At 60.2% G+C, this 15,741-nt stretch carries 11 protein-coding genes; 3 read left to right on the forward strand and 8 right to left on the reverse strand.

Annotated features, from left to right (window positions below; all coding sequences use genetic code 11):
* Window positions 1-1,233: 1,233 nt before the first annotated feature.
* The 3 genes from K2Y56_RS01365 to K2Y56_RS01375 form a co-directional block, all read right to left on the reverse strand.
* A complete protein-coding gene (locus K2Y56_RS01365) occupies window positions 1,234-3,435 on the reverse strand; it encodes an ATP-dependent RecD-like DNA helicase (RefSeq protein ID WP_292504075.1) in 2,202 nt (733 codons plus the stop codon).
* Between the two features lie 23 nt (window positions 3,436-3,458).
* Window positions 3,459-4,136 (reverse strand): trna delta -isopentenylpyrophosphate transferase, encoded by a 678-nt coding sequence (locus tag K2Y56_RS01370; protein WP_292504077.1) that lies wholly within the window; start codon window positions 4,134-4,136, stop codon window positions 3,459-3,461.
* Window positions 4,137-4,593: 457 nt separating this feature from the next.
* Window positions 4,594-5,046: a BLUF domain-containing protein gene (locus K2Y56_RS01375; protein WP_292504078.1), complete on the reverse strand. Its 453-nt coding sequence runs from the start codon at window positions 5,044-5,046 to the stop codon at window positions 4,594-4,596.
* 1,459 nt (window positions 5,047-6,505) lie between these two features.
* Here K2Y56_RS01375 and K2Y56_RS01380 point away from each other — a divergent pair.
* Entirely contained in the window at window positions 6,506-7,381 is an 876-nt protein-coding gene (locus K2Y56_RS01380) for a hypothetical protein (RefSeq protein ID WP_292504081.1), read from the forward strand.
* Window positions 7,382-7,423: 42 nt separating this feature from the next.
* Complete coding sequence (locus tag K2Y56_RS01385) at window positions 7,424-7,912, forward strand: hypothetical protein (RefSeq protein WP_292504083.1); 489 nt, start codon at window positions 7,424-7,426, stop codon at window positions 7,910-7,912.
* A gap of 934 nt (window positions 7,913-8,846) precedes the next feature.
* Here K2Y56_RS01385 and K2Y56_RS01390 read toward each other — a convergent pair.
* On the reverse strand, window positions 8,847-10,010 hold the full coding sequence (locus tag K2Y56_RS01390) for a mandelate racemase/muconate lactonizing enzyme family protein (protein WP_292504099.1): 1,164 nt from the start codon (window positions 10,008-10,010) through the stop codon (window positions 8,847-8,849).
* A 108-nt stretch (window positions 10,011-10,118) separates the two neighbouring features.
* Here K2Y56_RS01390 and K2Y56_RS01395 point away from each other — a divergent pair, with 108 nt between their 5' ends.
* Window positions 10,119-11,000 carry a LysR family transcriptional regulator gene (locus K2Y56_RS01395; RefSeq protein ID WP_292504086.1) on the forward strand — a complete coding sequence of 294 codons (882 nt, stop codon included), beginning with the start codon at window positions 10,119-10,121 and terminating at the stop codon, window positions 10,998-11,000.
* A 152-nt stretch (window positions 11,001-11,152) separates the two neighbouring features.
* On the opposite strand, the gene K2Y56_RS01400 is transcribed toward K2Y56_RS01395, so the two are convergent.
* The 4 genes from K2Y56_RS01400 to K2Y56_RS01415 form a co-directional block, all read right to left on the reverse strand.
* Window positions 11,153-13,162: a PAS domain-containing hybrid sensor histidine kinase/response regulator gene (locus K2Y56_RS01400; protein WP_292504089.1), complete on the reverse strand. Its 2,010-nt coding sequence runs from the start codon at window positions 13,160-13,162 to the stop codon at window positions 11,153-11,155.
* Window position 13,163: 1 nt separating this feature from the next.
* Entirely contained in the window at window positions 13,164-13,961 is a 798-nt protein-coding gene (locus K2Y56_RS01405) for an alpha/beta hydrolase (RefSeq protein ID WP_292504090.1), read from the reverse strand.
* Window positions 13,962-14,353: 392 nt separating this feature from the next.
* A complete protein-coding gene (locus tag K2Y56_RS01410; protein ID WP_292504092.1) occupies window positions 14,354-15,061 on the reverse strand; it encodes a class I SAM-dependent methyltransferase in 708 nt (235 codons plus the stop codon).
* The gene (locus K2Y56_RS01415) at window positions 15,051-15,515 is read right to left on the reverse strand and encodes an Rrf2 family transcriptional regulator (RefSeq protein ID WP_292504096.1); all 465 of its coding nucleotides are present in this window, start codon (window positions 15,513-15,515) and stop codon (window positions 15,051-15,053) included. The genes K2Y56_RS01410 and K2Y56_RS01415 overlap by 11 nt, the downstream gene beginning before the upstream one ends.
* Window positions 15,516-15,741 lie beyond the last annotated feature (226 nt).

Below are 15,741 nucleotides of genomic sequence, written 5' to 3' on the forward strand. Positions count from 1 at the left end.
GGTGGGTTCAGACACGGGTCACTTCTCGATGGAAACTTCGGGCTCCGCCGGGTCAACTCTCAACGGAAATCAACAGTGACGCGTTAGGCGACCAAAGCTTAAGTGTGGCTGTTTGAAGATGTGCGCCGCCGGTCTGCCAGGACGGCATCAAGAGTATATCCGCCGGCTTTCGGCTTTAAATCGAAGTCGCCGATGATGCATTCTCTTGAACCTAGGAACGGCTTGCATTCGCAGAAATTCACGATCGCTTAGCGTCAGCAATCGAAGAAGATTTCGGAATAAAATAGTCGAGCATTATTATAATAATGAATTAAATTATTTCACTAGTATTAATTGATGTCAAATTTACTTAATATCTATAAAAATATTGTATCATTTAGTGTTCTTCATTATTTTGGTTTTTTATTGCATCATTGAAGACAGGTATCTGGCTCCCCATTTCCGGCGCCATGCGAGAGCTACATACCAATACCGGCCGGCGAGCCAAATAAATGATAGGCTAGTAATATCTACAGGACTCGTTTTGCGCAGCTTTCTTGCCGAGGCTGGTCCTCAGGCTGACAGGGCCAAAGCTTGTCTGGTTCTCGCCTTCGACCTGATGCCTAAAAACGCGCAAAGGGCATCCAGCGATTCGAATGGCGTAAATCCCGGTCGCAGCGGAGCTGGAAGACCCTCGAAGGTGAGGCTTCGGAATGTGCCAGGGTGAGGATAGAGGTGGTAGCTGCCCCCCGGCTCAATCGGCGGGAATACGATGGCGACCTTCCGGCCATTGAGCCAGACTAGACGAGTGCTGGTATAAGGCAGGGTTTCGATGGTGAAGGCGGGACGCTTCGACATTCTTCACTTTCCTCATGATTCCGCGGCGTCATTCGGCCTACGACGAGTCCGCGACGTTCCACGACGGCGATAGGCGCTCCCGTTTTCTCAACGGCGAAGTATCGAGCTGCATCGGCGAACGACCGGTTTGCCCTGCGCTGTAGGAGCGGCTCCGCGCCATTCGACGAGAACATGGCGCTGGCAGCGTGTCTGAACCGGCCAATCGCCGTCGATCTCTTGCTCACACCAGCGGCGGAGAGAGCGGAGGTGATCGTATGCACCGAAGATATGTTCATGCTTCGTTCTCCACAAGTTTTTTGCCGTACGTCATTGTGCCGCGGCGGGAGGAAGAGAGCCGGGTGTCCCGCCAACCGAAACGTCAATCTAAGTTGGTGAAACCTGAGGCGGCCTATTCGTTCATGGCAAGACGTCGAGCCATTCGCGCAGTTTCGTCCATCGGCTTCGTCGCAATCCGCCGTGAACAGCCATCCGGATGGCGCGGCGCTGGCCGATCAGCACAACCAGCTTCCGACCGCGCGTCACCGCGGTGTAGAGGAGGTTGCGCGCCAGCATCGTGTAATGTTGCGTTACCACCGGAATGACGACGGCCGGATATTCAGAGCCCTGGCTCTTGTGAATGGTCGTCGCGAAGGCCGGGACGAGAGTATCGAGTTCGGCATATGGGTACGTGACCTCGCGGCCGTCGAACGCGACGATGATCGCCTCGGCGTCCGCATCGATGCGAGCGACATGGCCAAGATCTCCGTTGAACACGTCACGCACGTAGTCGTTCTGCGTCTCCATCACCCGGTCACCCGGTGCGAAGCGCCAGCCGAAGCGTTCCACTTGCTCGGATGGGCTGGGGTTCAGCACCGCCTGTAGCGCATGGTTGAGGTTACGGCTGCCCAGGGTACCCCGGAGCATCGGGGTCAGCACCTGCACGTCGCGGATCGGATCAAGCCCGAAGCGAGCCGGAATTCGCCGCGCCACGACCTCGACGAGCCTCGTCAAGCCGAACTCCGGATCATCGACCTCGATCACATAGAAATCAGATGTGTTTTCTGGTGTGGCAAGTTCGGGCAACAATCCCCGATTGATGCGATGAGCGTTGACGACGATCTGGCTGGATGCGGCTTGACGAAACACCTCCGTTAGCCTTGCTACCGGGATGCGCTCCGACGCGATCACATCGGCCAGTACCTGTCCCGGCCCGACGGGCGGAAGTTGATCGACATCGCCGACAAGCAGCAGGGCTGACTGCTCTGGGACTGCTTTCAGGAGCGCGTTCAACAGCGGCACGTCGATCATTGAGCATTCGTCGACGACGAGTAAGTCGCAGGAGAGCGGGTTGTCGGCGTTGCGGGAAAACCCTCCGCGAGACGGATCGACTTCCAGAAGGCGATGGAGTGTCTTCGCCTCAAGGCCGGTTTGCTCCGACATCCTTTTGGCGGCGCGGCCCGTGGGTGCGGCGAGAAGGACGCGCACACCCTTGGCAACGAGAATGCGCAAGAGAGAGTCCAGCGTGCTCGTCTTACCGACGCCGGGGCCGCCGGTCAGTACACAGACCCGGGACGCGAGCATAGTAGCCATCGCTGCGCGCTGCGAAGGTGACAGGCGCTTGCCCGTGCGTAGCTCCACCCAATCAAGCGCCCTCTCGGCATCGATCGCCGGCCAGGGCGGTGGTCCGAACGTCCGGTTGATCAGACGATCGGCGATGGCGCGCTCGGCACGATGAAGACCCTTCAAGAACAGGCAGGTCTCGTTGGCTATCGTATCGGCGACGACGGCATCGCCCCGCAATTCCAGGGCGATCGCCATCCGGATGAGTTCAGGAGCTACCTCAAGGAGGGTCTTGGCAAGTGCGACGAGGCGCTCGATCGGCAGGGCGCAATGGCCTTCGTCGGTCGCGGTCTGGAGCGCGAAAGTCACTCCCGCCCGCAGACGCTCAGGCGCCTCCCGGCTGAGCCCAAGGCGCAGTGCGATGGCATCTGCTGTCCGAAATCCGATGCCGCGGATATCGCGGGCAAGGCGGTAAGGATCCTCCGTCATCACGGTGACGGATTGATGGCCATAGGTGCGAAAGATACGAGCTGCCCGCGCTGTTCCAACTCCATGCGCGTGCAGGAAAATCATGATGTCACGCACCGCCTTCTGCTCGGCCCAGCCGCGCACGATTTGGCGCGCGCGTTTGGGGCCGATGCCCTCGACGTCCGTCAGACGCTCGGGTTGAGCCTCGATGACCTCGAAGGTCGATTCCCCGAACAAAGCGACGATACGCTTGGCCATGGCGGCGCCGATCCCACGCATCTGCGCCGAGGCAAGGTAACGCTCAATACCGTCGATGCAGGTCGGCGTCGTCAGCGCGAGAGTCTCTGCCTTGAACTGGAGGCCGTGTTGACGGTCGGTGAACCAATGGCCGGACGCGACGATCCACTCGCCGGCGGCGATTGCAGGCGCGTGTCCGACCACGGGCACGAGGTCACGCCGGGCTGTCGTATGAACCTTCAATACGCAGAAGCCGGTCTCGGCATTGTGGAACGTCACGCGCTCGACCGTCCCGACCAAGCGGTCCTGAGACTCATGAGGTTTGAGGTCTCCCGGTCGTATCACCCTGTTCATCGGCAAAGCCTGGAGGCGTCAGTTCAGGCTGCGCGGCGACGGGGCTTCTTCGGCGGCCAACCCAGTGTGACCAGGCGGGTCTTCGCGTAGTCACGAACCTCGTCTCGCGTTCCCGGCGGCATCTCGCTCAGAATTCGCTGCGTCTGGGCATCGAGCATGAGGTCGGTGACGGCGTCGATACTCGTCATCTCATCGATGCGACGTTTGATGTCGGCCTCGGCCTCCGTCGCCTCGTCGAACGGATCGGAATCGCCAAAGTCGTCGTCGACGGCCTGCACAGCGGCGGGATGACCCTGCCGGAACTCGTCGGCCTCTTCCTCCGAGTAGACGAGGCCGTGCAGTTCGAGCAGCTTGAGAATGACGCGATCCTTGGCCCGCTTCTCGGCCATGGCATAGACATTCCCCGCCTGCTTGCCCGACACGCGGTAATTCACGTTGATGAGAGCTTCGCCGATCGACCACTCGACGCGCTCGGTACTGGTCGTCGGGTCCGGAAGGCGGCCCGTTACCAGGATCACGGCTTCATCACGTTCGGCCCGCACGATGGTCGGCGCATCGAAGGTTATCTTGGCCTGAGCAGCGATCCGCTCCAGGGTCTTGTGATAGATCACTGCGGTGCCCTGCACGCGCCAGACATTTCCGCCAAACGGCTCGCCGTAGCGCACCAGAATATCCGCGATCTGCTTGTCTGCCGTTCTCATACCAAATCATCCGCGAGAGCGCTGAAAAGCGCAGCTTGTTCCCTATATGTTCTATTATGGATGATATGGGGATCTCGTGGAGGTTGAGCAAGCGGGTGCGTCAGGTCGCACTCCTCCTTCAGAACTTCAGCCCCTGCCTTGAGCCACAGATTTGGCTTAGGGAGCTCAATCGCTGGATCAGGTACGCTTTTGCCTTACGTCGAAGGCTTCGCACTCCTTAACGTCAGCGCAATTGCAGCTAAGCGGGATTACCCATAGTCGGAGCTTGGCGATACACCTGTGCTTAGCTTTCACGTCATCCGGCCAAAGAGCCGCATAGCCTCAGCAGCGCGGGCGGCATCTTTGCAGAACCGACGTTACGCCGGATGTATGGGCACTTATCGACGACGAGAGCCTATACATCTGGGAGGACCGGAGCATCAATTATAGCGAATCCCCACGCCTGCGCATCGAAGCTTTAACTGGCGAGTTGCTGACCTTGCCGCTTGGCCTGTTCGAACGCTTGCAGGTCGAGGGCGAGCCGCAAGATCTGTTCACTCTTGAGACGGGCCGGATCAATCGCGCCGCCAATGCCATGCTGCAAGTACACCTCTTGCACTTCCGGAGTGCGCATGGCACCGCCCATGGTCCAATTCGGGAACAATCGATTTGGAACATCGCGCACGTTCATGATGGTCGCGCTGCTGTGCCGGGTATCACGTCCGATCCGCGCATAGGTCTCGGTGACCTGGGAGCGCTCGCCCTCGAGCACCTGAATAAACCAGGTTTTATCGAAGATCAGAAAACCCGTAACGCCGTCGCGGCTGTTATTTCGCTGAGAGACCGATACGATTTCGCGCAGGTTCGTGAGCATGGCACGATCACCGCCGGGCACGGTGTTGCGGCTGTAGTAGACCAACTGGTGGATCATGGGCTTTGCAGCTTGCCTTGACGCTCGATGGAGGGGCTTCGCGACGGAAGAGGATCGCGACAGCGAGGCACCACGCACTCGCTCCTCAATGTGCTATTTTGTGCAGACACAAACTAAAAATCTCTGAATTTTGTGTTTTAAGTGCTTCTCATGTCACGTTCTCAAGCTAGCATCATTAAGAATTTGATATTAACTTATGTTTTTATCATGAGCCTTTGCTATGACGCGAAATTCAGAACTGGAAACGATACTTCATGTTCTAATTTTTATGTTGACGATAAAGATTGATTGCTTGCTTAAATTGCCTGGACTGACTGTTGTTCATCGCAGTTCCGCCTTCACCATGATGAACAGATATGATCATCAGAATGTAGCGGATCAGACCCTCCCGATAGTTGCAGGTCTGCGGACCGATCGCCGAGCGACTTACGGGCTGTCACTCGGCCTTCGAACGGAATGACAATCGCCGGGGTATTTCGCCATCATCGTAAGGCCGGTGAGGCTTATTTTCGAGTGTGACATCCTTTGAACCATTGGCCACGATGACGCTCCTTCTGACCACATCGCCTTTGAGCGGAAAATTGTTCGCAGCCGCGGGTGTCCATCCCTCAGCCTGAAGGGTCTGCGGACGAGTCGCTCGTCCCGCAGGACGATGCCCCTATCGCGTCAACCGCGCCAAAGCCGAAGGACAGGCCCGCAATTGCCTTCACTCCCCGCCCTGACACGCACATCATCGTCGTCGAGCCGTTGCTAAGAGCGCGCGATCAGATCGGGCTGAGCAAGATCGTGCTCGCCCAGGAGGAGCCAGACGACGGCTCGTGGGATGCCAAGGTCGCCGGCTGCAAAGGTCGGGATTTTCGCTGCGCCGGAGCGATCTTTCCACTTAGTCGACCATCCTGACGAAGGCCGGCGAACTCGCGCTCCTCAATCTTGTTGAGCGAAGGCGCGCTGCCCCGAGATGGAAGCGGACCTCCAGGCTTGATGGTTGGAGCACGCGAACGGGGGCTTGATTTACGTGGAGACACGGGAAGGGGTGGAAGTGCTGCAGGACACGGGCGGCCGGTACCATGCCGGTGCGCAACAGACCGCCCATCTTGCCGCGGCGCGACTCATGGCTCATGCGAGCGCGAGACGCGCTCGCATGACTTCTCGCGCCGGCGCCATCATCGGCGAAGCCGTCCTGATAAGCGTTGCGACGGGTACCATCCCCGCGAGAGCGCGGACCGGTGCATTGGCTGTGACGCTGTCGAACTGCGAGGCCTGCCAGCGCACGCGTCCGCGCGGTGAGTGAGGGCAACTGTCGAAACGGTTTGGCCTGTCGAAGCCCATAAAGATTGTTTTCCTCAAGAATCACCAAGAGTTCGCTGAGGCGAAGCTTGGCAGTGCAGGTCAGCGGCGGGAACCAACCGAAACCGAGTCTGTTCCTTTCGGTATTCCGCATAGTGTCGAAGGGTTCACGATGTCCGCGGCTCTGAAGACTTGGCTTGCTGCCGGAGCCGCTTTTGCCGCCGGTGTCGCCTTGACCGCCTTCTCCCTGTCTCTCCGCAGCGAGAACTATTCGGCTGCTCGAATCTCGCCCAACGCTCACGCAGCTTCAAAGGCGGCAGACGTGGGCACGCTCGCTTCCCCTTCCACGGTCCCGGCCCGCGCTTGGTCCGATCCGGACAAGCCTGTCGTAGAGACAAAACACACTCAAGTCTCGGTGCCTCAACCGTCGAAGCCATCGCTGGTTTTCAACGACAGCGCGTACCCTGGGGGAGCCAAAGAACCGCGTGATCTGGCTTCCGGGCTGTCGCAGGCCATCACGAGCCTTCCGCGTTTGGAAAGAGAGCGATTGGCAGCTGAGGACGATGTCGGGAAAAGGGAGAAGGCCTCTCTCTTACAATCCCCGGGCGCACGTCGCGTCGTCGTCGGTACGGGCGCAGTTCGAAACGAGCCGCAGCAGGTCGATCGTCATCAAGGGGAACGGCAGAGATTGCAGGGTAACGTCCCTGCGAAACTGCAAGCCGATGGATCGAAGGATGTGTTTAGGTCCGCCGCCGTCCGCGTTCCATCAACGAAACTAAGAGAGGCAGTCGATGATGGCATCGGGCCGACTGAGAGACGCACCACGGATCGCAAGCAGGCACGTCCCAATGTCCGACATCGGTATGCGACGTCCGCCGATGAGGGCTACAGGACGGCCTCCTATCCGCAGCGCGGCTATGTCTATGCCGATTTGGGCCGTTATTCGGATGAAGCCAATACCAACTCAGGTAGGCGATCGGAGAATCAGGCAGCTTCACAGCAATCGGGCGTGATGCGCTGGCTTCAGGAGCCAAGCCGGCGGAACTAAGTGAGGCCCTTAGTGTTCCTCGCTGCAATCGTGGGTGTATAGATGCTGAAGGCTGGCCTTTCTCTGCTCTCGATCTCCCTCGTTGCTACGCTCTCTCCGGCTATGGCTCTCAGTCCCGTTCAGATGCGGGAGAGAACGGCTTACATCGCGGAGCGCTACCTCCAGATCTGGTCGTCGAACAACGCCGCTGCCGTCACCGGCGTGCCGTACATGTACGGCCCAGAGGTGCAGTTCTACGGGAAGACCTACACGCAAGGCCAACTCATCGATGAGAAGCGGCGGGTGATCGGGCAATGGCCCGTGCGACGTTATGTTCACCGCCCCGGCACCATGCGGATTGACTGCAACGTTTCCGAGCGAAAGTGCGCGGTCCGCTCCATTATCGACTTCGAGGCTGCCAATCCGGCACGGCAGACCCGTAAAAGCGGGTCTGCTCGGTTCGACCTCGGCATCAGCTTTATACAGCGCCAGCCGCGCATTTTGTACGAGGGAGGAAGCCTCAACAATCGACGCGTTGGACGACTGGACTAGGCCTATCAGCCGGCGCGAGTTTACCCTCTCGAAAACTTGCTTTTCATTGGCTTCATTCGAGGAAGGGTACCATTGCTGTGATCCGCCACCATAGAAGTGGTTCGGCCTGAGGCACGGTGTGCTAGTGAGGACAGGGGCCGAGAAACAGCAAGTGTAAACGCCGCACATCGTGGATGGCTGAAAGTCCAGCTGCCTGTAGGGGGACTTCGATGAGTTGCGCCACGGTCCCGCCGATTATCTTGCCATACATTGCATCCTGCGTTGCACCGTATTTCATGGTTCCTTTCAGACACGGTGCATAGACCAGTACAGAAAACTCCTGAATTACGCCCTAGGGAACGTCGGCAAAGATCATATGATTATTTGCGTTACTTCCTTATTCGGATAAGGGCACCCTAGATACCGGTGTCTACGTCACTGCGAGAACTAGCTCGCACGTCGATGGCCACACGTGAAACGCTCAGGAGGCGTATAAAGTTTATGCCGGTGGACGTTCCGGTATTTTCCCCGCAATGCATTCAACACCGTCGCAGCATACTGTATCATAACAGAGATGGCACATCTGAAGTGATAGGCTGATATTGGCGAAATCATATTCAGATAATATTGGAAATATTTCATTATAACAGCTCTTACGCGAACTTGATATTAGTGAAAAAGCAATTTATGATGCAACGATTACACGGTGCGCGCTTCTGAGCCTAACTCGACGGTCATAGTCTGTTCACGAGATGCTGAACACGCCCCTCGCTACCAGGAGGAGGTCCTTTGCACGGAAATGAACCGGCAAAACTGCACCGATCCCGGTCAACGATATTCTCTCGTGAGCAGCCCGAATGCAGGCTTTTCTAGTTTCCGCAAAGAGCTTAAGAATGGAAGTTGCCTTGTTGTCTCGAGAAAATATTCAGCTTGTATCCATAAGCAAAGCTCGCTGCTACTCGGCAAGTTCTCGCATGACCTTGATCAGGTCTGACTTGCCTTCAAAGCCAATTCCTGGGAGATCGGGCATGACGATGTGCCCGTCCTCTACCGTTACGCTGTCCGGGAAGCCGCCATAGGGTTGGAAAAGGTCTGGATAGCTCTCGTTTCCGCCAAGGCCGAGTCCGGCCGCGATGTTCAAAGACATCTGGTGGCCACCGTGCGGGATGCAGCGCGACGGCGACCAGCCAAACTGGGCGAGGACGTCGAGCGTGCGCAGGTATTCGACGAGGCCGTAGGATAGCGCACAGTCGAACTGGAGCCAGTCGCGGTCAGGACGCATTCCTCCATACCGAAGCAGATTGCGTGCGTCCTGATGCGAGAACAGGTTCTCGCCCGTCGCCATGGAGGCAGGATAGAACTCGGAGAGGGCGGCCTGAAGTGCGTAGTCGAGCGGATCGCCGACCTCCTCGTACCAAAACAGCGGGTACTGGCGCAGCATCTCAGCATAGGCGATGCCGGTCTTGAGGTCGAAGCGCCCATTTGCATCGACGGCAAGCCGCGCCGCCGAGCCGATCTCCGAGAGGACAGCCTCGATGCGCCGTTGGTCCTCGGCGATGGACGCCCCGCCGATCTTCATTTTTACGACGTTGTAGCCGCGGTCGAGGTAACTGCGCATCTCGGCCCGCAATTGGGTATCGTCCTTACCCTGATAGTAGTAGCCGCCTGCGGCGTAGACGAAAACGCGCGGATCGGCATCGCGGCCGTTCTGCTCGGCGAGGAGACGATATAGCGGCTTGCCGGCAATCTTAGCGGTCGCGTCCCAGATTGCCATATCGAGTGTACCCACCGCGACAGAGCGTTCACCGTGGCCACCGGGCTTTTCGTTTTGCATCATCGCCGCCCAGATTCGATAAGGATCGAGGTTGTCGCCCGCCTCGTTCAGCACGCTTTCCGGGGAGGCCTCCAGGATGCGGTCGCGGAACCGCTCGCGGATGAGGCCGCCCTGTCCGTAGCGGCCGTTCGAGTTGAATCCGTAACCGATCACGCGTCGGCCATCGCGCACGACGTCCGTCACGACCGCAACAAGGCTGGCGGTCATCTTGGAGAAATCGATGTAGGCATTCCGGATAGGGGATGCGATCGGCTTAGTGATCTCGCAGACGTCGACGATGCGCATCATTCTCTCCGCCGCTTTCGCGGAAGGCTTCAAGGGTTCATCTAAGGCGAACGGTGAGGCGGGGGCCAATGCCGTGTTCGGCACATTCCATGCGGGATCGGCATAGACATGGACCTGGAGTGGCTGAGAGACTTCCTAGCGCTCGCCGAGCACAAGGTTTTCTCGCGGGCCGCGGAGGCCAGGAACGTGACACAACCGGCCTTCAGCCGACGCATTCGCGCGCTGGAGGACTGGATCGGAACGGCGCTGTTCGTCCGAAGCGCCCAAGGAGCGGCACTGACGCCTGCCGGAGCCCACTTCCATCCACTTGCAGAGGACCTTTCCCAGCGCCTCGCAGCGGCACGAGCTACGACGAAGAACACAGGGCGGCGCAAGGAGCCGGCCCTCTCCATTGCGGCAACGCACGCCCTCTCCTTCACCTTCTTCCCGACATGGGCGCGGGAGCACGTACGCTTCGAGCGGCTGGGAACATTGAACCTGATCTCGGACAGCATGGACGCGTGCGAGGAGATCATGCTCAGCGGTGAGGTCGACTACCTCCTCTGTCATCACCATCCCTTTGCGCCGAACCGCCTCCACGGCGACCGCTTCTGCAGCATCCAGGTCGGGCTCGATACGCTCGTCCCGGTCAGCGCGCGCGACAGCGATGGGAGACCACTTTGGTCCGTACTGCCATCGGGGAAGGGGCCGACGCGACTTCTCGCCTATAGCGTGGCGTCCGGTTTGGGCAGGATCTTGAATGCCGTCCGCCCGGTAGCGGCCATCGGTTCTGTCGAGACCGTCTTCACGTCGCATCTCGCAGCGACGCTGGCGACGATGGCCGGCGAGGGGCACGGCCTTGCCTGGCTGCCGCTCACCACGGCACAGGAGGCGCTGGACACCGGCCGCCTTGTGCGCGCCGGTTCCGAGGAACTCGACGTACCGGTCGAGATCAGACTTTTCTGCTCGGCGACGGCGAGTATGGGAGAGGATGGACTGCCTCTGATCTGATCACCACGTCGGTTCACTATATGCTGGATCGAGCGAAGCCGGTCCGCCTACCGACTAGAGGAGGTTCCGAATAGCCGTGAAGGGCGGAAATCAGGCTTCAGCCTCTCGCCCATTGATGAACGTTCCGGCTCCGACTCGTCGCGGTCTTCGAGTCAGGGACGCCGCGCCTTCGCCTTGCTGCCCTCGATCATGGAGCGGATGCGTGAGGCCATGGTCTCAATGGGGAAGGGCTTGGTCAGCACCGCCATGCCGGAAGCGAGGTGCCCGTTGCCGAGAAACGCGTTTTCTGCATAGCCGGTGACGAACAGCACCTGGAGGTCCGGTCGGCTCACGCGAGCGGCGTCGGCCATCTGGCGCCCGTTCATCCCACCGGGCAAGCCGACATCTGTGACCAGAAGGTCGATGCGCACGTTCGATTGCAGCACCTTCAGCCCCGCCGCGCTGTCGCCTGCCTCGATGGCGGTGTAGCCGAGGTCTTCCAGGATGTCTGTGACCAACATCCGCACGGACGGCTCGTCGTCTACCACCAGTACCGTCTCGCCCTGCACGGACCGGGGCAATACCGCGAGTTTGGCGGTTCGATCATCGACATCGACCTCGCCGGAGTGGCGCGGCAGGTAGATGCATACCGTGCTCCCCAGGCCAACCTTCGAGTGGATGCGCACTTGCCCGCCCGACTGCTGGGCGAAGCCGTAGATCATCGAGAGGCCGAGGCCCGTGCCCTCGCCAATAGGCTTTGTCGTGAAGAAGGGCTCGAATACGCGCGCGACCACTTCTGGCGGCATGCCAGTGCCGGTGTCGGTCACGCAAAGCGACAGGTACTGCCCCTCTGGCATGTCGAGCTTGCGGGCGGCGCGCGCGTCGAGCCATCTGTTGGCGATCTCGATCGTGATGCGCCCGCCGCTCGGCATCGCGTCGCGACCGTTGATGCACAGGTTGAGCAGCGCGTTCTCAAGCTGCGGTGGATCGACCAGCGCAGGCCAAAGGCCCGACGCACCGACCACATCGACAGGAATGCCTGGCCCAACCGTGAGCTGAATCATCTCGTGCATGCCTGCGACGAGCCGGTTGACGTCGGTGGGCTTGGGATCGAGCGTTTGGCGGCGCGAGAACGCGAGCAGGCGGTGGGTGAGGGCGGCGGCTCGCTTCGAAGCTCCCTGTGCTACCGCCACATAGCGTTCGACATCCTGGAAACGCCCCTGCTGCATGCGGTTCTGCATCATCTCGAGAGAGCCGGAGATGCCCGCCAACAGGTTGTTGAAGTCATGTGCTAGGCCGCCGGTGAGCTGGCCGACGGCCTCCATTTTCTGCGATTGGCGGAGGGCGTCGGCCTGCTCCCGCTCGACCGTAATGTCCCGTCCGGAAGCATAGATGCGACCGTCCTCGAACGACGCGGTCCAGGCGAACCAACGATACGAGCCATCCATGTGCCGGAAGCGGGACTCGTGCGGGACCGTCAGCGGCCTGGTCAGAATGTCCGTCAACGCGGCCTGCGCCGCATCCAGGTCGTCCGGGTGGGTTCGCTCCACGAAAGAGGCGCCGAGGAGTTCCTCGTCCCGCCAGCCGAGAAGCTCGTTCCAGGTCGGGTTCACGCTCTCGAAGATACCGTCCGGGAGCGCGACGACGAGCAGTTCCTGCGACAGACGCCAGGCGCGATCGCGTTGCGCCGTCCTCTTGGCGACCTGTGCCTCTAGCGTCAGGTTGAGGTCCTGCAACGCTGCAGTGGCCTGATCGGCGGTGCGCCGGGCCTCGAGCAAATCATGCTCGTAGCGCCGTCGATCGGAGGCATTGAAGATGGTGATCCTGATGAAGCGGATGTCGTCGGAATCGTCACGCCGAACCACCGCGTTGACAAGGACCGGAAGTGTCGTGCCGTCGGCGCGCACCAGGTCGAGGGCGACCTCGTTGAAGAAGCCCTGCATCCGCAGCAGCGGCGCGAAGTGGGTCTCGTAGTAGATCTTGCCTGCGATGTTCAGGAGGTCGAGGAAGCGGCGCCCGACGAGTTGCTCGGCGCTGTATCCTGTCCAAATCGAGAGGGTCCGGTTGACCTTGGAAAGACGCCCGTTCGGCAGAGCCGAGGCATAACCGCAGGGGGCATTCTCGAAGAGGTCTTCGAGATCGTCTGTGTCCTGCGCCCTTGTATTGGGCGTGACCTTTTCCACGTCATCGTCCTCGGAGGAATGCCTCGATGGCAGCGATCGTCGCCTCCGGCGCGCTCAAGTTGGGGCAATGCCCCGTCGCGTCGAGCAGGACGAGTTCACTTCCCGGGAGGTTGCGGTGCACGTACTCCCCGACCTCCTGAGGCGCGATGACGTCCTCCGAGCACTGGATGACGAGGCAGCGAGCGGTAACACCCTGAAGATCATCCCGGTTGTCCGCCAGGAAGGTGGTCCTGGCGAAGCGCTTGGCGACGTCCGGATTCATGCGGCAGAAGCTGTTGGTGAGTTCTCCGCCGAGTTCAGGGCGGTCCGCGTTGCCCATGATGGTCGGAGCCATCGCCTGAGACCAGCCCATGTGGTTGCTATCGAGGAAATCGAGGAGTTCCTCGATCTGCACCCGGCTGAAGCCACCGACGTAATCGGCATCGTCGATGTACCGCGGCGACGGACATACCAGGACAAGGGCATCGAAAAGCTCCGGCGCCTTCTTCGTAGCGAGGATGCCGACCATGGCGCTCACCGAATGGCCGACGAAGACGCCGCCCGTCACGCCAAGGGCACGAGAGAGTTCGACGACGTCGTCGGCATAGCCATGAAGCGAGGCGTACTTCGTCGGATCATAGGCTGACAGGTCGGAGCCGCCGGCACCGACGTGGTCGAACAAGACAGTGCGGTAGCGGTCCTCGAAAGACGGCGCAACGCACCGCCACATGTTCTGGTCGCAGCCGAAGCCGTGGGCGAAAACCATGGCGGTCTTGCCAGTCCCCGCCTGCTTCGTGTTGTGGCGCTCGATGGCCGACAAACCCGTTTCTCCTGTTAACTGGTCGTTTAACATTTCTACAGCGGCCGTCGACCGACGTGGAGACGCCGCTTGGCATCAAGTAGGCCGACCCAATGTCCGATCGTGGATATGAAGCGATTGAGATCGGACCTTCCGAGCTTCGGCATTAGATCGATTCCGGACGGTCGGTTTACCGCGACAGAACGTCTGCTGCCGGGCGATAAGCCGGCTACCGTTCATGTCCAGGGCGCGTCGCCGAAATTGGTGCAGGCATCAGTAGTCGTGGCTTATTATTGCGTGTTTTCACGAGTCGAGATCAGCAGATGCCAAGTCGAGGCTATCCAGCAGTATCCGCTGTTACGTCACCCGCCCTGACTCCAGCCCCTGAGACGATACTCGGCAGCCAGCTGAGCTCACGCCCGCGCAACCCATCCGCGCCACGTGAAAGCCGCGAAGAACAAGGCGATATCCGAGAAACCGCCTTGGTGCAGGAGGTTAGCGTCCTGCTCCGGTGAAAGGGTCGGCAGATGCGCGCTCACTGCGGTGCGCGCCTTCCGGGCTTGTTCGGGATCGGCACCCGATGAAACCGCATAGGCTTCGTAGCGATCGAGCCAGCGCGGCCGCTCGTCCTCTGTCTGCGGAAAGCTTACATGCGCTGCAACAAAAGGTGCACCCGGCTTCAGGCGCTGATGGATCGCGCGGATCGTCGCCTTGCGCTCAGTCGGTTCGAGGAAGTGCAAGGTCAGAAGGCAGGTGGCCGCATCGAAGGGATCGGTGGGCGCGTCGTCGATGTAGCCGTGAACCAAAGTCACCCGCTCCATCAATGGCCCGAGCGCCCGCGCCGCCTCGGTCAGCATTTCCTGGGCGGGATCGACTCCCACGAAGGACCATGCGGGATGGGCTTTGGCCAGCGCCCTCAACTCCAGCCCTCCGCCTGCGCCGAGCACCAACACACGCGCATCGAGCGGTGTCCCCTCGGCAAGCAGGATGGCGGTCATCCGGTGAAGCGCCTCGTAGCCCGGCACGAAGCGGCGTGGCCCTTCAGCGTAGTGTGCGGCGGCCTGCGGATCGTCGAAGGCTGCGATGAAGTTCATGACTTCGCGCTGAGTGCTAGGCGACATCGGGCTGCCTCTCCTGACCGCACAAATCGCTACTGGTCAGACGCGCGCGAAAATCGGCGCTGAGGGTGCCGAGGGTGACGTCGCTGAATCGTTCGAGAAGAAGGCGCTCTACATCTTCGAAGGCGGTGCCGAGCGCGGCATTGACGGCTTGCTCGACGAGGCAGGTCGGCTCCTCCCTTCGGTGACCCATTGCGAGGATGCCCGGCGACCCAAGGGCGACGTAGACGTCACGAAGTGTCACGCGGTCTAGATCGCAGGCGAGCTTCCAGCCCCCACCGTGGCCCTTCACAGATCCGACGAGACCAAGATCCCTTAAGCCAGCCATGAGTCGGCGAACAACTACCGGGTTCGTACCCATGACCGCAGCCAGCCGCTCTGAGGTCGCTGCCCCTTCGAACGCTGCCATGTGCAGAAGGACGTGGAGCACGCCCGACATTCGGCTGTCGCATCTCATGCAACTGGTTGTGTTGCATGAGATCAGGCGCGTCAACTCGAATGTCGGCTTACATTCGTGGGAACACGGTAATCGACAAGGTACGATCCTGATGGCGGCTGTTGCGCGTTCGATGCGCGGGAGAGTCCTGCCACGCTGCGATGACGCCTCGGACCACGCCGGGTTAGCCCATGCGTCAATGCCTTATCGGGACCTTGGAACCCGCTCAGTCGCGTCGGTCCGAGGG

Source organism: Methylobacterium sp. (assembly GCF_019745455.1).
In the GTDB taxonomy this organism is placed as follows: domain Bacteria; phylum Pseudomonadota; class Alphaproteobacteria; order Rhizobiales; family Beijerinckiaceae; genus Methylobacterium.